General features: G+C 62.5%; 21 protein-coding genes, 1 rRNA gene and 1 other RNA gene. 16 read left to right on the forward strand and 7 right to left on the reverse strand.

What is annotated here, in order from left to right; translation table 11 throughout:
• Positions 1-21 precede the first annotated feature (21 nt).
• From QEP15_RS03295 to QEP15_RS03320, 6 genes are all read left to right on the forward strand, one after another.
• Positions 22-594: an RNA pyrophosphohydrolase gene (locus QEP15_RS03295; RefSeq protein WP_056327909.1), complete on the forward strand. Its 573-nt coding sequence runs from the start codon at positions 22-24 to the stop codon at positions 592-594.
• Positions 575-1261 (forward strand): response regulator, encoded by a 687-nt coding sequence (locus QEP15_RS03300; RefSeq protein ID WP_056327910.1) that lies wholly within the window; start codon positions 575-577, stop codon positions 1259-1261. The genes QEP15_RS03295 and QEP15_RS03300 overlap by 20 nt, the downstream gene beginning before the upstream one ends.
• Positions 1262-2794, forward strand: a complete 1533-nt coding sequence (locus tag QEP15_RS03305) for a sensor histidine kinase (RefSeq protein ID WP_227741347.1) — start codon at positions 1262-1264, stop codon at positions 2792-2794.
• A 259-nt stretch (positions 2795-3053) separates the two neighbouring features.
• Positions 3054-3482, forward strand: coding sequence for a tripartite tricarboxylate transporter TctB family protein (locus QEP15_RS03310; RefSeq protein WP_280148886.1), 429 nt, complete (start codon positions 3054-3056; stop codon positions 3480-3482).
• 6 nt (positions 3483-3488) lie between these two features.
• Positions 3489-5012: a tripartite tricarboxylate transporter permease gene (locus QEP15_RS03315; protein ID WP_056327911.1), complete on the forward strand. Its 1524-nt coding sequence runs from the start codon at positions 3489-3491 to the stop codon at positions 5010-5012.
• A 143-nt stretch (positions 5013-5155) separates the two neighbouring features.
• A complete protein-coding gene (locus QEP15_RS03320) occupies positions 5156-6085 on the forward strand; it encodes a 2-hydroxyacid dehydrogenase (protein WP_056327912.1) in 930 nt (309 codons plus the stop codon).
• On the opposite strand, the gene QEP15_RS03325 is transcribed toward QEP15_RS03320, so the two are convergent.
• Positions 6079-7014, reverse strand: coding sequence for a LysR family transcriptional regulator (locus QEP15_RS03325; RefSeq protein ID WP_056327913.1), 936 nt, complete (start codon positions 7012-7014; stop codon positions 6079-6081). The two genes, QEP15_RS03320 and QEP15_RS03325, sit on opposite strands and share 7 nt — an antisense overlap.
• Positions 7015-7207: 193 nt before the next feature.
• On the opposite strand from QEP15_RS03325, the gene QEP15_RS03330 reads away from it, so the two are divergent.
• A complete protein-coding gene (locus QEP15_RS03330; RefSeq protein WP_128829944.1) occupies positions 7208-7837 on the forward strand; it encodes an FMN-dependent NADH-azoreductase in 630 nt (209 codons plus the stop codon).
• 71 nt (positions 7838-7908) lie between these two features.
• Here the strand turns inward: QEP15_RS03330 and QEP15_RS03335 are convergent, their stop codons facing one another.
• The 4 genes from QEP15_RS03335 to QEP15_RS03350 all read right to left on the reverse strand — a co-directional run bounded on the left by QEP15_RS03335 (position 7909) and on the right by QEP15_RS03350 (position 12642).
• Entirely contained in the window at positions 7909-8814 is a 906-nt protein-coding gene (locus QEP15_RS03335) for an NAD(P)-dependent oxidoreductase (RefSeq protein WP_062840955.1), read from the reverse strand.
• A gap of 57 nt (positions 8815-8871) precedes the next feature.
• Positions 8872-10476, reverse strand: a complete 1605-nt coding sequence (locus QEP15_RS03340; RefSeq protein WP_217618894.1) for a gamma-glutamyltransferase family protein — start codon at positions 10474-10476, stop codon at positions 8872-8874.
• A 182-nt stretch (positions 10477-10658) separates the two neighbouring features.
• Complete coding sequence (locus QEP15_RS03345) at positions 10659-12164, reverse strand: tripartite tricarboxylate transporter permease (RefSeq protein WP_152383382.1); 1506 nt, start codon at positions 12162-12164, stop codon at positions 10659-10661.
• A gap of 13 nt (positions 12165-12177) precedes the next feature.
• The gene (locus QEP15_RS03350; protein ID WP_056327918.1) at positions 12178-12642 is read right to left on the reverse strand and encodes a tripartite tricarboxylate transporter TctB family protein; all 465 of its coding nucleotides are present in this window, start codon (positions 12640-12642) and stop codon (positions 12178-12180) included.
• Between the two features lie 480 nt (positions 12643-13122).
• Here QEP15_RS03350 and QEP15_RS03355 point away from each other — a divergent pair, with 480 nt between their 5' ends.
• From QEP15_RS03355 to QEP15_RS03370, 4 genes are all read left to right on the forward strand, one after another.
• On the forward strand, positions 13123-13569 hold the full coding sequence (locus QEP15_RS03355) for a hypothetical protein (protein ID WP_056327919.1): 447 nt from the start codon (positions 13123-13125) through the stop codon (positions 13567-13569).
• A complete protein-coding gene (locus tag QEP15_RS03360) occupies positions 13569-13880 on the forward strand; it encodes a cell division protein ZapA (protein WP_056327920.1) in 312 nt (103 codons plus the stop codon). Before QEP15_RS03355 ends, QEP15_RS03360 begins: the two co-directional genes overlap by 1 nt.
• A 31-nt stretch (positions 13881-13911) precedes the next feature.
• A non-coding RNA gene (gene ssrS / locus QEP15_RS03365) (6S RNA) lies at positions 13912-14097 on the forward strand.
• Positions 14098-14181: 84 nt separating this feature from the next.
• A complete protein-coding gene (locus QEP15_RS03370) occupies positions 14182-14946 on the forward strand; it encodes an SIMPL domain-containing protein (protein ID WP_062840951.1) in 765 nt (254 codons plus the stop codon).
• Here QEP15_RS03370 and lgt read toward each other — a convergent pair.
• Positions 14921-15709 (reverse strand): prolipoprotein diacylglyceryl transferase, encoded by a 789-nt coding sequence (lgt, locus tag QEP15_RS03375; protein ID WP_056327922.1) that lies wholly within the window; start codon positions 15707-15709, stop codon positions 14921-14923. The genes QEP15_RS03370 and lgt overlap by 26 nt on opposite strands.
• A 130-nt stretch (positions 15710-15839) precedes the next feature.
• On the opposite strand from lgt, the gene ilvD reads away from it, so the two are divergent.
• From ilvD to msrA, 3 genes are all read left to right on the forward strand, one after another.
• Positions 15840-17525, forward strand: a complete 1686-nt coding sequence (gene ilvD, locus QEP15_RS03380; protein ID WP_152383384.1) for a dihydroxy-acid dehydratase — start codon at positions 15840-15842, stop codon at positions 17523-17525.
• Entirely contained in the window at positions 17509-17844 is a 336-nt protein-coding gene (locus QEP15_RS03385; protein WP_062840949.1) for a c-type cytochrome, read from the forward strand. Before ilvD ends, QEP15_RS03385 begins: the two co-directional genes overlap by 17 nt.
• Positions 17845-17919: 75 nt before the next feature.
• The gene (gene msrA, locus QEP15_RS03390) at positions 17920-18474 is read left to right on the forward strand and encodes a peptide-methionine (S)-S-oxide reductase MsrA (protein WP_217618893.1); all 555 of its coding nucleotides are present in this window, start codon (positions 17920-17922) and stop codon (positions 18472-18474) included.
• Between the two features lie 216 nt (positions 18475-18690).
• Here msrA and hppD read toward each other — a convergent pair whose 3' ends face one another.
• Positions 18691-19803, reverse strand: coding sequence for a 4-hydroxyphenylpyruvate dioxygenase (gene hppD, locus QEP15_RS03395; protein WP_062840947.1), 1113 nt, complete (start codon positions 19801-19803; stop codon positions 18691-18693).
• 156 nt (positions 19804-19959) lie between these two features.
• Here hppD and QEP15_RS03400 point away from each other — a divergent pair, with 156 nt between their 5' ends.
• Positions 19960-20436, forward strand: a complete 477-nt coding sequence (locus QEP15_RS03400) for an Lrp/AsnC family transcriptional regulator (protein ID WP_056327939.1) — start codon at positions 19960-19962, stop codon at positions 20434-20436.
• Between the two features lie 956 nt (positions 20437-21392).
• Positions 21393-22923 (forward strand): 16S ribosomal RNA (locus QEP15_RS03405).
• The last annotated feature ends 151 nt before the right edge of the window (positions 22924-23074 follow it).

Below are 23074 nucleotides of genomic sequence, written 5' to 3' on the forward strand. Positions count from 1 at the left end.
TGAATTCGGTGGGGGTGGCCCATGCTTGACCGCGAAGGCTACCGCCCCAATGTCGGCATCATTCTCGTCAACACTAGAAACGAGGTCTTTTGGGGCAAGCGTATCAGGGAACATGCATGGCAGTTCCCTCAGGGCGGCATCAAGTATGGCGAAAGCCCGGTGCAGGCCATGTATCGCGAACTCCATGAAGAGGTGGGCCTGAAGCCCGAGCATGTCCGTATTTTGGGGCGTACACGCGATTGGTTACGTTATAACGTGCCCGATCACTTTGTCCGGCGTGAGTGGCGCGGCCACTATAAAGGACAAAAACAGATTTGGTTCTTGTTGCGCCTGGTGGGACGTGACAGTGATGTGTGCTTGCGCGCGACGCAGCATCCGGAATTCGACGCCTGGCGCTGGAGCCAGTACTGGGTTCCGCTGGATGCCGTCATCGAGTTCAAGCGAGACGTCTATACCCAGGCGTTGAACGAGTTGTCGGCTATCCTCTTTCGGCGCCATCACGAAACCCGCTACCTGCGCCAGCGTGTGCATGGTCAGCGGGCAGCAGAGAATTTGCCCGAAGGAACGGACGGTCATGCGCATATTGTTGGTTGAAGACGAACGGGACATGGCGTCCTGGCTGATGCGCGCGCTCGCCCAAAGCGGGTTCGTACCCGATCACGCGGCGGATGCGCGCACGGCGGAAGCCTTCATGGCAGGCACGGAATACGATGCCATCGTCATGGACTTGCGCCTGCCCGACAAGCATGGGCTCGTCGTCCTGCGCGAAATGCGCAACCGCGACGACCGCACCCCCGTCCTCCTGCTGACCGCGCAAGGCGCGCTGCAGGATCGCGTCCGCGGCCTGAACCTGGGCGCGGACGACTTCCTGACCAAGCCCTTCGCACTGGAAGAACTGGAAGCCCGCCTGACGGCGCTCGTGCGCCGCAGCCGTGGCCGCCAGCACCCGCGCCTGCAGTGCGGTTCGCTGTCCTACGACAGCGAAAGCCGTGCCTTCACGCTGGACGGATCGCTGCTGTTCCTGACCCCGCGTGAACACGCCGCCCTGGCGGCGCTCCTGACGCGCAGCGGCTACCCGGTGGACAAGTCGCAATTGTTCGGCAAGGTCTTCACCCACGACAGCGAAGCCAATCCGGACGCCATCGAAGTCGTGCTGCACCGCCTGCGCAAGAAGCTGGCCGGCAGCGACGTGCGCATCGTGACCGTGCGCGGGCTGGGCTACATGCTCGAAAGCGTGGCCAGCGAGTCCGCGGAACCCTAAGTGAGCCTGCGGATTCCCGGTTTGCCGCGCGTCGGCATCCGCGCGCTTCTCATCATCCTGCTCTTGCCCGGCGTGGTGGTGCTGCTGGTCATCGACAGCCTGAACGACTACCGCACCCTCTCCGAAATCACCAACGAGGCCTACGACAGCGCCTTGGTGGAGCCGGCGCGGGTGCTTGAAAGCAGCCTGGAATTCACGCCCGACGGCAACCTGCAGGTGGCTACGCCGCTGTATGCGCAGGTCATGCTCGAATCCCGGGCGGGCCTGCGCAAGTATTTCCGCATCGAGGAAATCGATCCTCCATTGCCCGACGGGTCGCCCGTGCCCCAGACGCAGGGCAAAACGCTGCTCGGCATGCCGGAAATGCCTCGTCCGCCTTCCTGGCCCCGCTCGAACGGCCAACCCATCTTCTACGACGGCGTGTATCGCAACGACCCCGTGCGGGTCGTGTCCGTCGTGCGCGATCTCTATTACCAGGGCCAGCACCGCCAGGTGCTGGTGGTCGTGGCCGAAAGCACCGGCAAGCGCATCGAGGCCGAGAACAGCGCGCGGCGCCAGGAGATCCTGCGCGATTCGCGGATGCTGGCGCTGGTCGTGCTGCTGGTGTGGTGGGGCGTGTCCTGGGCATTGAAGCCGCTGCGGCGGCTGCAGGCCGACATCCGCAGCCGCCGCCCCGACGATCTGACGCCGCTGGACGCCTCGCGCGTGCCCAGTGAGGTCGCTCCACTGGTGGAGGCCGTCAATCACCACATCGCCCGTTACCGGCGGGTGCTGGACGAGCAATCCAGCTTCCTTGCCGACGCCTCGCACCAATTGCGCACGCCGCTTGCCATCATGCTGACGCAGGCCCAATACACGCTGCGCGAACGCGACCCGGCACGCGTGCGCGAGGGGCTGCGCGCCATCGTCGACCAGTTGGGGCGCACGCGTCGCCTGACCGAGCAGTTGCTGTCGCTGGCGCACGCCAACCAGGCCGGTCAGACCCCGCGTCAGTTGCTCGACATGAACGCGGTGTCGCGCGAAGTCGTGTTGCAGTACCTGCCGCTCGCGCACGAAAAACAGCAGGACCTGGGTTGGGTGCAGGCCGATGCCGAAGACGGCCAGGACACGCCGGTGCCGGTGTCGGGCAACGAAGCCGAGCTGCACGAAGCGCTGTCCAACCTTGTGCACAACGCCATCCATTACGCCCCGGCGGGCGCGCGCATCACGGTGTCCGTGTGCCGCGCCGACAACCGCGTCGAGGTTGCCGTGTCCGACAACGGCCCCGGCCTGGATCCGGTCATGCGCACGCGCGCCTTCACGCGATTCGAGCGCGTGGGCACCGACAAGCCGATGACGTCCTCCGGTTCCGGCTTGGGATTGGGCATTGCGCGCGCCTACGCACGCCGCAACGAGGGCGATATCGAACTGCGCGACGGCGAGCCCAACGACCAGGGCGGCGTTGGCCTTGCGTCGGTGCTGTGGCTGCCGCTGGCGCCCACCGTATCGCAGTATCCGAGACCCGCAGAGGTTCAGCTCAAGGGCGATCAATAGCGCCCGTTTCTTCACTGTCCGCTACTTTCTTGCGCCAGGCGCGCCTGCCGATCAGGGATAACCCCCGGATTCAGGAATGCGACAGCGCATAGAAAGCGGATTAGCAGCTTCCTTCCGTAATCTGCGATCCGGCCTGTCGTCAGGGTCGGGCGCTGCCCGCTTCGAGCAGCGCATGAAAGGCCGGCGCTGTCCGGCACAAGGAAGGAGGACGGAAGTGAAAAAGACAATCAACAGAAAGGACTATTACGGCGGCGCGCTGATGGTCCTTATCGGCATGGCCGCAATCTATGGCGGCACCGACTACCACATCGGTTCGCTCAGCCACATGGGCCCGGGATTCTTTCCCGCGGCGCTGGGCGGCCTGCTGGCGCTCACGGGCCTGCTGATCGCGATGTCGGCGCGCTCGGCCGAACCTTCGGCTCCCGCGCCCGCTGAAGGCCATCCCACCGGCATGCCGGACATCCGCGGCAGTGTCTGCATCCTGCTCGGCATCCTGGCCTTCCTGCTGCTGGGCCATTACGGCGGCCTGTTGCCCGCCACATTCGCCATCGTCTTCATCTCCGCGCTGGGCGACCGCACCAACACGATCAAGCAGGCCGTCCTGCTGTCGATCGCCATGTCCGCGATCGCGGTCGTCGTTTTCTGGTGGGCGCTGCAATTGCAGCTTCCGCTGTTCCGTTGGGGTTGAAGCGCCATGATTTCTCAAGCTTTGGTAGACCTTTGGTACGGCTTCGGCGTCGCGTTCCAATGGCACAACCTGATGTGGTCGTTCTTCGGCGTGCTGGTGGGCAACCTCATCGGCGTGCTGCCCGGCATGGGTGCGCTGTCCGCGATCTCGATCCTCCTGCCGCTCACCTACGTCATGCAGCCCGTGCCCGCCATCCTGATGCTGGCCGGCATTTTCTATGGCTCGCAATACGGCGGCGCCATCGGCGCGATCCTGCTCAACCTGCCTTCGCATCCGCCGCACGCGGTTACCTGCCTGGACGGTTATCCACTGACCAAACAGGGCAAGGGCGGGACAGCGCTCGGCATCACGATGATCTGCTCGTTCTTCGCGGCATCGGTCGGCATCATCGTCATGATCTTTGCCTCGCCGCTGCTGGTTGAAGTCGCGTTCAAGTTCGGCCCGACCGAGATCTTCTCGATCATGCTGCTGGGCCTCCTGGCAGGCGCCACCATGTCGCGCGGCTCGCCGCTCAAGGGCGTGGCAATGACGCTGTTCGGCCTGATGTGCGGCGTGGTGGGCACCGACGTGAACACGGGCACCATCCGGTTTTCGTTCGGCTTGCTCGACCTGTCCGACGGCCTGGAACTGGTCGCGATCTCGATGGGTCTGTTCGGCGTTGCCGACTTCCTGATGAGCGTGAACCGCATGACCATCATCGGCAGCGGCGCCAAGCTGCGCCTGCGCGACATGCGGCCCAGCAAGCAGGAACTGAAGACCGCCTTCTGGCCCATGGTGCGCGGCACGGCCGTCGGCACGCTGTTCGGCGCCATGCCCGGTACGGGCCCGACGATCACCACGTTCGTTGCTTACGCGCTGGAACGCAAGATCTCCAAGACGCCCGAGAAGTTCGGCACCGGCATGATCGCCGGCGTGGCTTCGCCGGAAGCGTCGTCGCACTCGAAGACGCAGGTCGACTTCATCCCGACGATGAGCCTGGGCATTCCCGGCGACGCGGTGATGGCGCTGATTCTGGGCGCGCTGCTGATTCAGGGCATCCAGCCCGGCCCGCAGCTCATCACCGAGCATCCGGACATCTTCTGGGGCCTGATCGCCAGCTTCTGGGTGGGCAACGTGCTGCTCATGGTGCTGAACGTGCCGCTCATCGGCGTGTGGGTCAAGCTGCTGCAGGTGCCTTACCGCTACCTCTTCCCGTCGGCGCTGTTCTTCATCGCAGTGGGCGTGTACAGCACGCAGAACAGTCTCTTCCAGATCTGGGAAGTGCTGGCGTTCGGCGTGATTGGCGCGGTGCTCATGACGCTGGAATTCTCGGTCGCGCCCATCCTGCTGGGCTTCGTGCTCGGCCCCATGGTCGAAGAGAACTTCCGCCGCGCGCTGCTGCTCTCGCGCGGTGACCTGGCCGTGTTCGTCGAACGTCCGATCAGCGCATGGTTCATCGGCGCGAGCGCATTGTTGATTACGCTGCAGGTCTGGGCCTTCCTGCGCCGCAACAAGCACAAGAACAAGCCCGAAGTGCCGCAGACGGCCTGATCCCCGGTCTCGGCATCCGGCACACGCGGCCCGGCTTAGGTCGGGCCGTTCTACTTGTGCAGGCCCCGCTTGCGCCCGGGCCGTTTGATTTGTGCGGCGGCATCCCTCATGCTTGGGGTTTTCATCGCCTGCCCGCTGCCACCATGCACATTCTCTTTGCTTGTCCCCATCACGATCCCGACGCCTGGGTGCCTCGCCTCGAGGCCGCGATGCCCGGCTGCCGTATTTCGGTCTGGAACCCGGACGGTCCGCCTTCTGGCGCCGAAGTCGCGTTGGTCTGGCGTCCGCCCGTCCAGCTCTTCCAGCACGAAACCGGTTTGAAGACGCTCTTCAATCTGGGCGCGGGCGTCGATGCCTTGTTGAAGATGCCCGAGATTCCCGATCACGTGCGCATCGTGCGCCTCGAAGACGCCGGCATGGCGGTGCAGATGGCCGAATACGCGCTGTATGCATTGCTGCGCGTCTCGCGCGATTTCGAAGCCTTCGACCAGGCGCAGGCACGGCAGCATTGGGACACCCGCGAAGGCACCCGGCAAGCCGACTGGCCCGTGGGGGTTCTGGGGCTGGGACAGGTCGGCGCGCGCGTGGCGCAAACGCTGGCCGAGTTCGGCTACCCCGTCGCGGGCTGGTCGCGGTCGCCGCGCCAGATTCCCGGTGTCGAATCCTTCGCAGGCGAAGCCGCCTTGCCTGAATTCCTTGGCCGCACGCGCTTTCTGGTCAATGTGCTGCCGCTCACACCCGACACGCAGGGCATCCTGAATCGCGAGACCTTGTCGCGGCTGCTGCCCGGCGCGCATCTGGTCAACGTCGGGCGCGGCGAGCATCTGGTCGAGGACGATCTGGTGCAGATGCTTGAAGAGGGCGAGATCGCGGGCGCCACGCTCGACGTCTTTCACACCGAACCGCTGCCCAAGGATCACCCGTTCTGGCACGACCCGCGGGTTCACGTCACGCCCCATATCGCGGCGCGCACGCTGCGCGACGAAAGCATCGCGCAGATCGCGGGCAAGGTCGCGCAACTGAAGCGCGGCGAAGCCATCACCGGCGTGGTGGAACGCTCGCGCGGCTACTGAGGCGCGGGAGACGCGGCTTTATCCAGACGCTCGTACATCGAGGGCAGGCGCTGCGACAGGAAGTCCAGCAGCGTTCGCACGGCGGGCATCATGCCCCGCCGTGACGGATAGATGCAGTGCACGATGCCCTCGGGCGACTGCCATTGCGGCAGCACCGGCACTAGCTGCCCGCGGCGCAGTTCCTCCTGCGTGGCAATCGACGGCAGCAGGGCAATGCCGCGTCCGCGCACGGCCGCTTCCGTCAGCACGATGAAATCGTTGCATGACAACTGTGGCTTCAGTTCGATGTGCACCTCTTCGCCCTTGTCGTTGCGCAGGGGCCAGCGCACTTCATTTTGCGGATCGCTGAAGCTCAGCGTGACGTGCGACGCCAGATCCTGCGGCGTGTCGGGCGCGCCGTGGCGTTGCAGATAGCCGGGGCTGGCCACCAGCGTGCCGCGCGCCGTGCCCAGATGCCGCACGACCAGTTCCGCGTCCGTGTCCAGCTTCGTGCGGACCCGCAGCGCCAAATCCACGCCCTCGCGGATCAGGTCCACGCGCCGATTGGTGACCAGCAATTGCACCGAGATCGCCGGCCACGCATCCAGGAATTCCGGCAGCAGCGGCGCCAGCACGTCCTGCGCGATCGACACCGGGCAACTCACGATGACCGGACCGGTGGGCTCGGCCTGCAACTGCCGCATGGCGTCGTCCGCAGCCCGAGCCGAGGCGGCCATCTCGCGGCAGTAATGCAGATAGCGTTCGCCGGCGGACGTCAGACGCAGCCGGCGGGTGGTGCGCTGCAAGAGACGCACGCCCAGGCTTTCTTCCAGGTGTGAGATTCGGCGGGAGAGACGGGATTTCGGGATGTCCAGCGCGCGTGCCGCCGCGCTGAAGCCTCCTTGCTCGACGACTTGCGAAAAGTAGTAGAGGTCATTGAGATCTTGCATGATTGTTCTATGTTTGGAACGAACAGTTCATCATACCCGTATTTATGTATTCAATCGGTCCATCTACAGTGACGCCATGCACAACGGATCTGCCAACGCCGCCCAAGCGGCAAGGCCCCGCCCGATCATCCTGACGGGTGCGGCGCTGACAGATCCAGACCCCCGCCCGGGGGAACCCACTGGAGATACTGCAATGAAGACCCTGGTCATCCTTTCCTCGATTCTCGGCGAACGTTCCAACAGCAAGCAATTGGCCGATCACCTGATTGCCCGCGTCAAGGCTGCCAACCCGGCCTCGGCCATCAAGGTCCGCGACATCGGCGCGCAACCCATTCCTTACTTCGATGGCAACACCGCCGGCGCCCTGTTCACGCCCGCCGAATCCCGTACCGTCGAGCAGCAGCGGCTGGTCGAGCTGAGCGACTCGCTCATCGCTGAACTGATGGACGCAGATCGCATCGTGTTCGCCGTGCCCGTGTACAACTTCAACCTGCCGGCGCAATTCAAGTCCTATCTGGACCACCTGGCGCGCGCCGGGGTCACGTTCCGTTATACGCCGGAAGGCGTGCCCGAGGGGCTCGTCAAGGGTAAGCAGGTGGTCGTGCTGACCGCGCGTGGCGGCAAGGCCGAGGGCACGCCCTCGGATACGATGACGCCGTACCTGCGCCAGATGCTCGCCTTCCTGGGCATGACCGATGTGACCTTCATTGCCGCCGAAGGCATGGCCATGGGCGAAGTGGCCGCGCTGGAAGGGCTGGCCCTGGCCAAGCAACGCATCGATGCGCTACTGCCGGCCGCCGGCCAAGCCTCGCTTGCCGCCTGACCGCGCGCACCGGGCATAAAAAAGGCGAGCTGCGAGGCTCGCCTTTTTCGTAGGCGCGAAAAACCAGATCTTCAGTCGCGCAGCCGCTTGATGAGGCTGGACGTGTCCCAGCGGCCGCCGCCCAGCTTCTGGACGTCGCCGTAGAACTGGTCCACCAGCGCGGTCAAGGGCAGGCGCGCGCCGTTGTTGCGCGCCTCGGCCAGCACCAGGCCAAGATCCTTGCGCATCCAGTCCACCGCAAAGCCGAAGTCGAACTTGTCGTCGACCATGGTCCCGCCGCGGTTCTCCATCTGCCAGCTCTGCGCCGCGCCCTTGCTGATCACGTCCAGCACCTGCTTCATGTCCAGGTCTGCCGCCTGACCGAACGCGATGGCCTCCGACAGGCCCTGCACGATGCCGGCGATGCAGATCTGGTTGACCATCTTGGCAAGTTGGCCGGCGCCCGGGGGGCCCACCAGCGTGACCGCGCGGCCAAAGCACTGGGCCACCGGCTTGACCGCGTCGAACACCGCCTGCTCGCCGCCGCACATGACCGTCAGCACGCCGTTGACGGCGCCCGCCTGGCCGCCCGACACGGGGGCGTCGATGAAGTTCAGGCCCAGTTCCTTGGCGTGCGCATGGAGTTCACGCGCCACGTCGGCGGAAGCGGTCGTATGGTCGACGAACACGGCGCCGGGCGCCATGCCCGCAAACGCGCCGTCCGGGCCCAGCACGACGCTGCGCAGGTCGTCATCGTTGCCCACGCAGGCAAAGACGATCTGTGCGCCGGCAACGGCTTCGCGCGGCGTGGCGGCGCTGTGGCCGCCAAACTCGGCAACCCAGGCTTGCGCCTTGGCGGGCGTGCGGTTGTAGACGGTGACGTCGTGCCCGGCGCGGGCCAGGTGACCGGCCATGGGCAAGCCCATCACGCCCAATCCGAGGAAAGCGACTTTCTGGGCTACGGCTGCGTCGTAGCTCTTGGTACCGATCGTTGCCATGCAGTGGACTCCGCTGAATAAGGGTAGGTCTGTTTCAGGACACTAACCTTAACGCAATCAAAAGCCGGCGGCGAGTCCATCTCGGCGGCTGTCGCTGGCGCTGACGTAGCCATCGACGGCCGGATCGCCCAGCCGCCAGATGAACTGGCCCGATCCAAAGTCCATGTAGGGATCTTCCATGCCCTGCAGCACATGGCCGCGCTCGCGCAGCCCCTGGACAACAGCGGGCGAGACCGTCGCCTCCAGGTCCACCTCAAGGCCGCGGTTCCACTTCCAGCGCGGCGCGTCGCACGCGGCCTGCGGCTGCTGGCCGTAGTCCAGCATGCGCACCAGCGCCTGCATCTGGCCCTGCGGCTGCATGTTGCCGCCCATGACGCCAAAGCTCATCACCGGGGCGCCGTCACGCATCAGGAAACCCGGAATGATCGTGTGAAACGGCCGCTTCCCGCCCGCGACCACATTCGCATGATCGGGATCGGTGCTGAAACCGTACCCGCGGTTCTGCAGGCTGACGCCGGTGCCTGGCGCCACGACGCCAGACCCAAACCCCATGTAGTTCGACTGGATGAAGCTCACCATCATGCCGTTGCGGTCGGCGGCGGTCAGGTAGACCGTGCCGCCTTGCGGCGCGTGGCCGGTGGCGAAGGTTTGCGCCGACCGCGGATCGATCAGGCGCGCCCGTTCGGCCAGGTAGTCCGCGCGCAGCATCTGCTCGGGCGCGATCTGCATGTGGCGTGCATCGGCCACGTGCGCATAGACATCGGCAAAGGCGAGCTTCATCGCCTCGATCAGCAAGTGCTGCGTCTCGGGATGATCGATCGGGCGAGCAGCCAGATCGAAATTCTGCAGGATCCCCAGCGCGATCAGCGCGGCGATGCCTTGGCCATTGGGCGGAATCTGGTGCAGCGTATGGCCGCGGTACGACTGGCTGATCGGGGTCACCCATTCGGGCGCGAATTCGCGCAGATCCTTTAGCGTCAGGGCTGCATCGTGCGCCTGCGCGTGCGCCACCAGCTTGTGGGCGGTCTCGCCTTCGTAGAAGTCGCGTCCGCTGGTCGCGGCGATGCGCTTGAGCGTGGCTGCCGCGCCTTGCAGCACGAAGTGTTCGCCAATGTGCGGCGCGCGCCCGCGCGGCAGGAAATGATCGGCAAAGCCCGGCTGCGGCTGCAGCACGTCGGCTTGCGCGGCCCACTTCTGGTGCACCATCGGCGTGATCGCGAAACCCCGTTCGGCGTATTCGATGGCGGGCGCCAGGATATCGGCGAAAGACAGGCGGCCCAGCTTCTCATGCAAGGCGCCCCAGCCGGCCACGCAACCCGGCACGGTCACGCTGTCCCAGCCGCGCGCGGGGATCGCGCCTTGATGCTTGCGCCGGAAGTAGTCCACGTTCCAGGCCGCCGGCGCTGGTCCGGAAGCGTTCAGGCCATGCAGCTTCGCCCCATCCCAGACGATCGCAAAGCAGTCCGAGCCCAGCCCGTTGCTTACTGGCTCGGTCAATGCAAGGGTAGAGGCCGCGGCGATGGCCGCGTCCACCGCATTGCCGCCTTGCGCCAGGATCCGCAACCCTGCCTGAGCGGCCAAGGGGTGGGACGTGGCGACGACATTGCGGGCGAAGACAGGCGTGCGGGTGGTCGTGTAGGGATTCTTCCAGTCGAAATTCATGTCCGAATCATCGCGTGGGGTAAACCCGTAGCTTAACGTAGATGAATCCGTCTCTGTACGATTGGTTGCTTGGCGTAATTATTTGTATTCTTCAGCGCGGCGAGCGCCCAAAGAAAAACCCCCGGGACAGTCCCGGGGGTTTTGAAGGCTGGGGCGCCGCATCAAGGGCGGCGCGCTGTGCCTTAGTCTTCTTCGACGAAGGTCTCTTCGCGCTTCTTGCGGATGGCCGGCAGGGCCACCAGGATCACCAGGAACACGGCGACGGCCAGCAGGGTAGCGGACAGCGGACGCGTCACGAAGGTGGAGAAGTCGCCGCGCGACAGCAGCAGGGCACGGCGGAAGTTCTCTTCCATCATGGGGCCCAGCACCAGGCCCAGCAGCAGCGGGGCGCCTTCGCACTTCAGCTTCGACCACACATACCCGATGATGCCGAACATGGCTGTGGTGAAGATGTCGAACGGGTTGTAGTTAAGCGAGTACACACCGATCGTGCAGAACACCAGAATCGCCGGGAACAGGATGCGGTAGGGCACCTTCAGCAGCTTGACCCACAGGCCGATCAGCGGCAGGTTCAGCACCACCAGCATCAGGTTGCCGATCCACATGGAGGCGATCAGGCCCCAGAACAGCTCCGGGTGGCTCGACATGACTTGCGGGCCGGGCTGGATGTTGTGGATGGTCATGGCGCCCACCATCAGCGCCATCACGGCGTTGCCGGGGATACCAAGCGTCAGCAGCGGAATGAACGAAGTCTGGGCTGCGGCGTTGTTCGCCGATTCCGGGCCCGCCAGGCCGGCCGGGTGGCCCTTGCCGAAGCGTTCCGGATTCTTCGAGATCTTCTTTTCCAGCGTGTACGACGCGAACGACGACAGCACCGCGCCACCGCCCGGCAGGATGCCCAGGGCCGAACCCAGCGCCGTGCCGCGCAGCACGGCCGGGGCGGCTTCCTTGAATTCCTGCTTGTTCGGATACAGCGTGCCGATCTTGTCGGTGATGTCGACGCGGTTTTCCTTCTGCTCGAGGTTGGTCATGATTTCGGCAAAGCCGAACACGCCCATGGCCACGATGGCGAAGTCGATGCCGTCCTGCAGTTCCGGCACGCCGAAGTCGAAGCGGGCAACGCCCGAGTTGACGTCGGTGCCGACCATGCCGAGCAGCAGGCCCAGGATGATCATCGCGATGGCCTTGGGCAGCGAACCCGAAGCCAGCACCACGGCGCCGACCAGGCCCAGGCACATCAGCGAGAAGTACTCGGCGGGGCCGAACTTGAACGCGACTTCAGCCAGCGGGGGCGCAAAGGCAGCCAGCAGCAGCGTGGCAACGCAACCGGCAAAGAACGAACCCAGCGCGGCAATTGCCAGCGCAGCGCCCGCCCGGCCGTTGCGGGCCATCTGGTGACCGTCCAGCACGGTCACCACCGCAGACGTTTCCCCTGGCAGCGCCACAAGAATGGCCGTCGTGGATCCGCCGTACTGGGCGCCGTAGTAAATACCCGCCAGCATGATCAGGCCGGCCACCGGGGGCAGCACGTACGTGATCGGCAGCAGCATGGCGATGGTCGGGACGGGGCCGATGCCCGGAAGCACGCCGATCAGCGTACCCAGGATGCAGCCCAGCAGTGCGTACATCAGGTTCTCGGGCGTGAACGCCACCGAGAAACCCATCATGAGGTTGTCAAACAATTCCATGGCCGATTGCTCCTCAGTTCATGCCCAGAAACGACGGCCACAGCGGGAAAATCAGCCCCAGCCCCTTGATGAATGCCAGGTAGGTGAACAGCACCAGGAAGATGCCGTTGGCCACGGCGACCTTCAGGTTGAATTCATGGCTGGCAAGGCTGCTGACGACCACCAGCACGAACACCGAGATGTAGACGCCCAGAAGTTTGAGGATCAGGCCATATAGAACGACCGAGCCCACCACCAGGAAGACGATGCGCCAGTCGAACTTGTCGACATGCGTTTCATGGGCTTTCTTGGACAGCGAGCCAAGCAGCACGATGGCGCCGAGTAGTGCGAGAACAATGCCCAGCCAGAAAGGAAAGTATCCGGGTCCCATTCGGGCAGCAGTACCCATTTGGTAGCTGCTGGCCTGCCAGGCGAATCCCAGCCCAAGGGCGATGAACATCACCCCCGACCAGAAGTCCTGTCGATTGCGTAGCTGCATGATTGGTTGGCTCCTGTTTACAGCATGTAGATAAAAGAGGTTTGTAGCCGGATGGGACACCCGCCGAAAGGCGAGTGACAGGCACAAAAAAGGCACTTCGGGGTGCCATTAATTATTCTGAAAGCGACGACGTGGTTTCTTGAAAGGCCGAATGGTAATGGACGCCTGCCACGCTGCAAACCCTGTAAGGTCGGTGAAAGCCTGGGGTTTTCCCTAGAATTGGGGAACTCCCGATCCCCGTTTGTAACGCGGTCGAAAGTTTGAGGGCTTTTTGAAAGCTAAGTGAAAGTTTATAGAAAGAATCGCGAAAGCCGGATCGGCCGGATGCGGCAATTTCGGCGGATGGGACTTTTCATGGCAGGCAAGAGCCGGTAACCTTCGCGCGCCAAAACCCAACCGTATTTCCTACTGAATATTGCCGGGTTTCTCACCTTGCGTGAAGAGGCCCGGTCCATCCCAGGATGGTTTACGATAGCGCCCATGCTGCAAGATCTAGACCAACTCGCCGCCCGAATCGGGCAACTGGTGCAACGCACCCGCCAACTCCACGCCGAGCGTGACGCGTTGCGTCTACGCGTGAACGAATTCGAAGCCGAGCAGCGCGTGCTCAAGCAGCGCGCCGCTGACCGCGAAGCCGAAGTCGTCACGCTGCAAAGCAAACTTCAAGATAACGACGGCGCCGTCTCGGCCATGCTCGAAGAAGCCAAGCGGGCGGAAGCCGCGCTGCGCGAACAACTCGCGCGCGAGACCGCCGAGCGCCACGCGCTCGAATCGCGGTTCGCCGCACGCGAAAGCGAACTGCAGGGTAGCCTGCAATCGCGCGACACAGAACTACAGCGCTTGCGCGTGGCCGCCGCGTCGGCCCGCGAGCGCATCGACGCCGTCCTGGCCCGCTTGCCGGGTGCGCCGTCCGGAGAGCAACACTAATGGAACGTGTAGACGTATCGATCCTCGGCCGCGAGTACTCGCTTGCATGCTCCGCCGAAGAAAAGCCCACGTTGCTGGCCGCCGTGCGCCATGTCGATCAGCTCATGCTGCGCATCCAGGGCACGGGCAAGGTTTCCAGCAATGAACGCATCGCCGTGATGGCCGCATTGCAGGTCGCTGGCGAGTTGCTTGCAATGAAAGCGCCCGATGGTCCGCTGGGCGGTTTGGCGGTCGGCGACTTCAAGCGTAGAATTGAGGACATGAACGCAGTACTCGATGACGCCTTGTCGGGTCAGGAAAAACTGCTCTAACGTTCATAAGCAGCATTCAAGATTTTTCAGTTTGTCCCTGCCGTGTTCGTGACTAGGCCATACATTCTCTGAACCTATGTCTTTTTGGCATATTGGTTGCGGGAGTGCAGAGCTGGAGTGATTGTCTCTTGCAGACGAACCCGATGCTCTTCGGAACGCGACCACCTTGAACCTCAGGGTTCGAGATGCCGGCCTTGACGGCACAGGCGGGGCATCTATCCCAGCGGGCCTGCCATTAGCGCAGGTCCGCGTCGGGTGCCTCTCGGCAAATCCCCTTCGTCCTCCCTCCTAGGACCAGTCCATGTTCAAACACCCCGTTTTTTCGCTCACCAAGCTTGGTGCGGCGTGCGCAGCCGTGGCCGCCATCGCTGTGGCTCAACCCGTTTTCGCGCAGACGCAGGCGCCTGCCGCAACGGCCGCCGCCGAGCCCGCCGCAAACCGCTCGCCCGAACTGACCTTGCAAGCCATGGCGTCTTCCGAGGTCAAGCAGGACACGGTCCGCATTGCGCTGTCCGCGGAAGTTGAAGCGCCGGACCAGCCGGCCGCCGGCCAGAAGCTGACCGCCGCGCTCGAAGACGCCGTCAAGCGTGCGCGCGACACGAAGGACGTGGAAGTGCGCACCAGCAGCTTCAATGTCTGGCCCAACATGAACAACAAGGGAAAGATCGCCTCGTGGCGCGGCCAGGGCGAAATCGTGCTGGAGTCCAAGGACTTCGCGGCTGCCGCCGCGCTGGCTTCCAAGCTGTCCGACAAGACCGCCATTTCCAACATCAGCTTCTCGCTGTCGCCGGCCGCCCGTGAAGCCGAAGAGCGCAAGCTGCTGAAAGAAGCCGCGCAGGCGTTCAAGGATCGCGCACTGGCCGCGGCCAATGCCTTCGGCTTTTCCGGCTACCGCCTGTCCAAGATTGAACTCGGCGGTTCCGGCGGCCCCGTGCCGGTGCAACGCATGGTCGGCGCGGCAATGGCCAAGGGCGGTTCGTTCAGCAGCGCCGACGTCAGCGTTCCCCTTGAAGCAGGGAACGTGACGGTCAGCGTCGCGGTCAACGGGACGATCGTTTTGCAGTAAGACTGAACATGATGGCGCCCAGGGCGACCATCGGCAGGGACAGCCACTGTCCCATGCTCAATCCACCCGCGAGCAGACCCAGGAAGTTGTCCGGCTCGCGCGTGAATTCCACCAGGAAGCGGAACGTTCCATAGCCCATCAGGAATAATCCGCTGACCTGACCCAGCGGCCGCGGCTTGCTCGAAAACCACCACAGCAGCGCAAACAGCACGATGCCTTCCAGGCCCAGCTCATAGAGCTGCGACGGATGGCGCGGCAGTCCGTCGCCGCTGTCGGGGAACACCATGGCCCACGGCACGTCGGTGGGACGGCCCCACAGTTCGCCATTGATGAAATTGCCCAGCCGGCCAAAGCCCAGTCCCAGCGGAATCAGCGGCGCAATGAAATCGCTGATCGCAAAGAACGGCAGGCCCTTCTTGCGCGCGAACAGCAGCATCACCAGGATCACGCCGATCAGGCCGCCGTGGAAAGACATGCCGCCTTGCCACAGATACAGCACTTCAAGCGGATGCGACAGGTAATAGCCCGGCTTGTAGAACAGCACGTATCCCAGCCTGCCCCCCAGCACCACGCCCAGCACGCTATAGAAGATCAGGTCTTCCAGGTCCCGCACGTTCAGGGACGTGGTGTGCCCGCTCTTGATGCGGTGGCGGCCCAGCAAATACACGAGCGCGAAGCCCGCCAGGTACATCAGCCCATACCAATGAATGGCTAGCGGCCCGATCTGCAGGGCGATGGGGTCGATTTTTGGATATTCCAGCATGTTCTGCCCGACACAATAAAGTTGAATGATAATAACCGGCGAGCACTGAAGATTCGCATGCCAAGCGAGCCAGCTTCCCCGGGTGCGTTCGCCATGTCCGCGCCCCGACGGCCGACAGGAGACACTGACCATGCCGCACAACGAACGTTCCCGCCACATCACCCAAGGCGTCGCGCGCGCGCCCAATCGCGCCATGTACTACGCGCTGGGCTACAAAGAAGCCGATTTCGAAAACCCCATGATCGGCGTGGCCAACGGCCATTCGACGATCACGCCCTGTAATAGCGGCTTGCAGCGGTTGGCCGACGCCGCCATCGACGCGATCCGCGCCTCGCGCGCCAATCCCCAGGTGTTTGGCACGCCCACCATCTCTGATGGCATGTCCATGGGCACCGAAGGCATGAAGTATTCGCTGGTGTCGCGCGAGGTCATCGCCGACTGCATCGAAACCGCCGCGCAGGGCCAATGGATGGACGGCGTCGTCGTCATCGGCGGATGCGACAAGAACATGCCTGGCGGCATGATCGCCCTGGCGCGCACCAACGTGCCCGGCATCTATGTCTACGGCGGAACCATCAAGCCCGGCCGCTACAAGGGCAACGACCTCACCATCGTGTCCGTGTTCGAGGCCGTCGGCGAATACACCATGGGCCGCATGCCCGAAGAGGACTTCAAGCAGATCGAGAAATGCGCGATTCCCGGCTCGGGCTCTTGCGGCGGCATGTACACCGCCAATACGATGAGCTCGGCATTCGAAGCCATGGGCATGAGTCTGCCGTATTCCAGCACGATGGCCAACGAAGACGAGGAAAAGGTCACCTCGGCCGCCGAGTCCGCGCGTGTGCTCGTCGACGCGGTCAAGCGCAACCTGCGCCCGCGCGACATCATCACCCGCGAATCCATCGAGAACGCCGTGTCCGTCATCATGGCCACGGGCGGCTCCACCAATGCGGTGCTGCATTTCCTGGCCATCGCGCACGCGGCCGAAGTGCCGTGGACCATCGACGACTTTGAACGCATCCGCCGGCGCGTGCCCGTGCTGTGCGACCTGAAGCCGTCCGGCAAGTACGTGGCCACCGACCTGCATCGCGCCGGCGGCATTCCGCAAGTCATGAAGCTCCTGCTCAATGCCGGGCTGCTGCATGGCGAATGCATCACTATCACCGGCAAGACCATCGCGGAAACGCTCGCGGACGTGCCTGACGCGCCCCGCGCGGACCAGGATGTCATCATGCCCATCGACCGCGCGCTCTATCCGCAGGGCCACCTCGCCATTCTGAAGGGAAATCTCTCGCCCGAAGGGTGCGTCGCCAAGATCACCGGCCTGAAGAACCCCGTCATCACGGGCCCCGCACGCGTGTTCGACTCGGAAGACGATGCCATGACGGCCATCATGGCCCAGCAGATCCGCGACGGCGACGTCGTCGTGATCCGCTATGAAGGCCCGAAGGGCGGCCCGGGCATGCGCGAAATGCTCGCGCCCACCTCGGCGCTCGTGGGACAAGGGCTGGGCGAAACCGTCGGGCTCATCACCGACGGACGTTTTTCCGGCGGTACCTGGGGCATGGTCGTGGGACACGTCGCACCAGAAGCGTATGTGGGCGGTCCCATCGCGCTGATCCAGGAAGGCGATTCGGTTACCATCGATGCCCACAAGCTGCTGCTGCAGCTCAACATCAGCGACGAAGAAATGGCGGCTCGTCGTCAGGCCTGGGTCCAACCCAAGCCGCGTTATACACGCGGTGTGCTTGCCAAGTTCGGCAAGCTCGCCAGCACCGCCAGCCGTGGGGCAGTAACCGATGCTTTTGAAGATTAGTCTGTTGTTGGCCGCGGCCGGCGTCCTGAACGCTGGCGCGGCGCATGCGCAAACCACTGGCCTGGACCTGGCCAAGAGCAAGGCCTGCATGGCCTGTCATCAGGTGGAAGCCAAGCGGGTCGGGCCGCCCTTGATGAGCGTGGCGCAGCGATACGCGGGGCAGGGCGACGCCATGGTCGATTACCTGGCGGGCAAGATCCGTAGCGGTGGTCGCGGCGCCTGGGGCGCGGTGCCCATGCCCGCTCAGACTCATGTATCGCCCGAAGACGCCCGCGCCTTGTCCGAATGGATCTTGTCGCTGGCGCCGGCAAAGCAGTAGTCTTATTTTCATGCCCCGGTATCGAGCCGGGGGCGCGGGCCGCACGCAGCGGCCGCCTAATGCAAAGGAATCGTCATGGCAGAACAACCATCACCGGGCAATGAAGTCGCCGTTCTTGGCGGCGGTTGCTTCTGGTGCGTCGAAGCAGTGTTTGCCGACCTGCGCGGAGTTAAAAGCGTGTTGCCGGGCTACAGCGGCGGACACGTCGACAATCCCAGCTACGAACAGGTCTGCGGCAAGGACACCGGCCACATCGAAGTCGCCCGCATCGAGTTCGATCCCGCCGAACTCTCGTACAGCGATCTGCTGCGCGTCTTTTTCGCCACCCACGATCCCACCACGCCGGGGCGCCAGGGCAACGACATTGGCCCGCAGTACGAATCGGCCATTTTCTGGCAAAACGAATCGCAGCGTGAGCAGGCCCAGGCCGTCATCGCCGAGGTCGAGGCGCAAAAAATCTACGATGCGCCCATCGTCACCAAGCTGCTGGCGCCGGCGCATTTCTGGCAGGCCGAGGACTATCACAGCAATTATTTCGCCTTGCATCCCGAGCAAGGCTATTGCCAGTTCGTGATCGCACCCAAGGTCGCCAAGTTCCGCAAGCAATTCCAGGATCGCCTGAAGCGCTAAGCGGCGGCAATCACTGCGCGTGACTGAAGGCCCCGTACGGCGGACACGCGTTGCGCCGACCGCTGCGGGGCCTTTTTTCATGCGGGGTCTTTCCCCGCGCGGTGCTTTTCCCGATGCGGCGCGTGGCAGCTCGACGCGCGCTCAAAGAAAAACCCCGCCACTCGGCGGGGTTTGAACAGGCTATGTCGACGCACGCCAGGCGCTTGTCTTCAAGCGTTATTCCACGGTCTTCAAAACACCGCGGCGCATCTGGTCCAGCTCGATCGATTCGAACAGGGCCTTGAAGTTGCCCTCGCCAAAGCCGTCATTGCCCTTGCGCTGAATGATCTCGAAAAAGATCGGGCCGATCTGGTTTTCGGTAAAGATCTGCAGCAGCAGTCCGCCACCCGGCGCGCCGTCCAGCAAGATGCGGTTCTTCTGCAGGCGCGCCACGTCCTCACCGTGGTTCGGCAGGCGCCGATCCAGCAGTTCGTAGTAGGTCTCCGGCGTGTCCAGGAACACGACGCCGGTCTTGCGCAGCGCTTCCACCGTGGCATAAATGTCATCGGTCGCCATGGCGATATGCTGAATGCCCTCGCCGCGGTACAGATCCAGGTACTCCTGAATCTGGCCCTTCTCGTCGGTGCCTTCCTCGTTGATGGGAATGCGGATATTGCCGCAAGGCGAGGTCATCGCCTTGGACTTCACCCCCGTCACCTTGCCCTCGATGTCGAAGTACCGCACTTCGCGGAAGTTGAACAGGCGCTCGTAGAATTCCGACCACTCGGCCATGCGGCCCTTGTGCACGTTGTGCGTCAGGTGGTCCACCAACGTCAGACCCGCGCCGCGCCAGTTGACGTCGGTCTGCGCGTTGGCCGGATCCAGCGGGATGAAGTCCACGTCATAGATGCTGATGTCGCCAATGCCGCCGTGGCCTTCCTTGCCGGCCCAGCGGTCCACCAGATAGATCAGCGAATCGCCGATGCCCTTGATCGCGGGGATGTTCAGTTCCATCGGGCCGCTATGGGAGTCGAAACCCCAGGCGCCCAGTTCCAGCGCGCGCTTGTAGGCGGCATTGGCGTCCTGCACGCGAAAGCCAATCGCACAGATCGAAGGGCCGTGCAAACGGGCAAAGCGCTGGGCAAAGGAATCGGGCTCGGCGTTGATCAGGAAATTCACGCCGCCTTGACGGTACAGGGTCACGTCCTTGTGGCGATGCTTGGCAATGGCCTTGAATCCCAGCAGTTCAAACACCTTGCGCAGCGCGGCGGGGTCCGGCGCGGCATATTCAATGAACTCGAACCCGGCGGTGCCCATCGGGTTGTCCCAGGGTTGGAAAGCGCTGCTCATAAGTCTGCTCCCTTGCATGTTTTAAGTGGACGACTTGTTCTTCAAGTCTAGACGCAGATTGTAGGTAGGAAGGGTGGGCAGACAATTGCAAACATGGCGCAAAAGCACGTGGTTTCGGCAATAATATTGCCCAATATTGTGATCATGGGGTTGAAAATGTCTGCAATTGAGCTCGATAGGACAGATCTAAGGATTCTTGCCGAGCTGCAACGGGACGGGCGCCTCAGCAACCAGGAACTGGCGGACCGCGTCTCCCTGTCTCCCAGCCCCTGCTTGCGCCGGGTGCGGCGCCTGGAAGAGCAGGGCTTCATCAAGAAATACGTGGCGCTCATCGATGCGGCCAAGGTCGGGCTGGGGCTGCTCGCTTATGTGAACATCCGACTGAATAAGCACAGCGGCTCCAGTCACGCGCCCATGAGCGACTTCGCGCGCGACGTCCAGTTGTGGCCGGAGGTCGTCGAGTGCTACGCCATGTCGGGCGACATGGACTACTTGATGCGCATTCAGGTCGCCGACCTAGCGCACTTCTCGCGCTTCGCCATGGACACGCTCATGCGCCACCCTGCAGTCGTGGACATGCGCTCGTTCTTCGCCCTGCAGCAGATCAAGGAAACGACGGAGCTTCGTATATAGATAGCGCGGTGCGGTGCTCCTGCCGGCCCTGGCCGTTGAAGCGGCGGGATGTTGCATGCCAGTCGGTCGGCACCGCTCGCTCCGGTCTTGCCCAGCCTGGACGGGCGGGTTGTGATCGCACCGGCTCGCAACCACGTATATATAGAGGGGCCTGGAGTCACCTCCCTATATATAGAGGAGCGAAGGAGGGCCGCCCCGCAGGCTGATCGCGGTGCGTCCCCGAAAAGAATCATATTTCTGCAAAATGGGTGTCATGCTGGCCACACACGCAGAATTTCTGTGCTATAGTCTCGCTCCTTCGCTGCTCACGCAGTTTCGACAGCGAAGCCAAGCAAGTGCAACAGGCCGGACCAAGGGCAGGTCTGCCGCAAAAGCAGCTGGAAACGGCGCCAAGCGGTTATTGCAAAGATCGACGCAAATCAGGCAGAAGCCAGTTGCAAGATCTGCAAAAATTGTGCTATAGTGTTGGGCTTGGCTGGTGATGATGAATCAGGGTTTACCCTGAAACTGAACTTCAGCCACCTTGCGGTAACCAGCCTTCGGCTTTCCGAAGCCGCTTGCAAAACAAGCGGGGTTGCAAGATAGGATGCAAATCAGGCAGAGGCCGGTTGCACAATCTGCAAAAGCTGTGTTATAGTAGAGGGCTTGGCGGTTGTCGAAAAATTAGGGTTTACCCTGACGTTTCGATAGTCGCTAAGCGCTGAGAAATCAGCGCCGCGATTTGAGGTTTTAGCAGTACCGCTCTTTAACAACTAAACAACCGATAAGTGTGGGCGCTTGATGCGGGTGCAGCGATTAGGTTTCGGCCTTATCGCAAGCACAAGAAATCAAGTGCTCACTAGAAGTGAAGTACCTTAGACGTCAAGTTTAAGAACATACCTCACTTCCTTTGAGTAGCGACGTATGACCTGGTTTGGATTTATTCAGACCAAGAATACGAAACAAATACAGAGATTAAACTGAAGAGTTTGATCCTGGCTCAGATTGAACGCTAGCGGGATGCCTTACACATGCAAGTCGAACGGCAGCACGGACTTCGGTCTGGTGGCGAGTGGCGAACGGGTGAGTAATGTATCGGAACGTGCCTAGTAGCGGGGGATAACTACGCGAAAGCGTAGCTAATACCGCATACGCCCTACGGGGGAAAGCAGGGGATCGCAAGACCTTGCACTATTAGAGCGGCCGATATCGGATTAGCTAGTTGGTGGGGTAACGGCTCACCAAGGCGACGATCCGTAGCTGGTTTGAGAGGACGACCAGCCACACTGGGACTGAGACACGGCCCAGACTCCTACGGGAGGCAGCAGTGGGGAATTTTGGACAATGGGGGAAACCCTGATCCAGCCATCCCGCGTGTGCGATGAAGGCCTTCGGGTTGTAAAGCACTTTTGGCAGGAAAGAAACGTTCCGGGTTAATACCCCGGGAAACTGACGGTACCTGCAGAATAAGCACCGGCTAACTACGTGCCAGCAGCCGCGGTAATACGTAGGGTGCAAGCGTTAATCGGAATTACTGGGCGTAAAGCGTGCGCAGGCGGTTCGGAAAGAAAGATGTGAAATCCCAGAGCTTAACTTTGGAACTGCATTTTTAACTACCGAGCTAGAGTGTGTCAGAGGGAGGTGGAATTCCGCGTGTAGCAGTGAAATGCGTAGATATGCGGAGGAACACCGATGGCGAAGGCAGCCTCCTGGGATAACACTGACGCTCATGCACGAAAGCGTGGGGAGCAAACAGGATTAGATACCCTGGTAGTCCACGCCCTAAACGATGTCAACTAGCTGTTGGGGCCTTCGGGCCTTGGTAGCGCAGCTAACGCGTGAAGTTGACCGCCTGGGGAGTACGGTCGCAAGATTAAAACTCAAAGGAATTGACGGGGACCCGCACAAGCGGTGGATGATGTGGATTAATTCGATGCAACGCGAAAAACCTTACCTACCCTTGACATGTCTGGAATGCCGAAGAGATTTGGTAGTGCTCGCAAGAGAACCGGAACACAGGTGCTGCATGGCTGTCGTCAGCTCGTGTCGTGAGATGTTGGGTTAAGTCCCGCAACGAGCGCAACCCTTGTCATTAGTTGCTACGAAAGGGCACTCTAATGAGACTGCCGGTGACAAACCGGAGGAAGGTGGGGATGACGTCAAGTCCTCATGGCCCTTATGGGTAGGGCTTCACACGTCATACAATGGTCGGGACAGAGGGTCGCCAACCCGCGAGGGGGAGCCAATCCCAGAAACCCGATCGTAGTCCGGATCGCAGTCTGCAACTCGACTGCGTGAAGTCGGAATCGCTAGTAATCGCGGATCAGCATGTCGCGGTGAATACGTTCCCGGGTCTTGTACACACCGCCCGTCACACCATGGGAGTGGGTTTTACCAGAAGTAGTTAGCCTAACCGCAAGGAGGGCGATTACCACGGTAGGATTCATGACTGGGGTGAAGTCGTAACAAGGTAGCCGTATCGGAAGGTGCGGCTGGATCACCTCCTTTCAGAGCTTACGTGCTCGTGTTAAGCGTCCACTCTTATCGGTTGTTTGTTGTAGCTGGCGTAGAAACTAACTGATAGCGCTGCTTGCAGCGCTATCAGTTGGGTTTTACTCAACAGCTACATTTGTTCTTTAACAATCTGGAAGAAGCACAA

It is taken from the genome of Achromobacter mucicolens, from assembly GCF_029866465.1.
Lineage (GTDB): Bacteria > Pseudomonadota > Gammaproteobacteria > Burkholderiales > Burkholderiaceae_B > Achromobacter > Achromobacter mucicolens.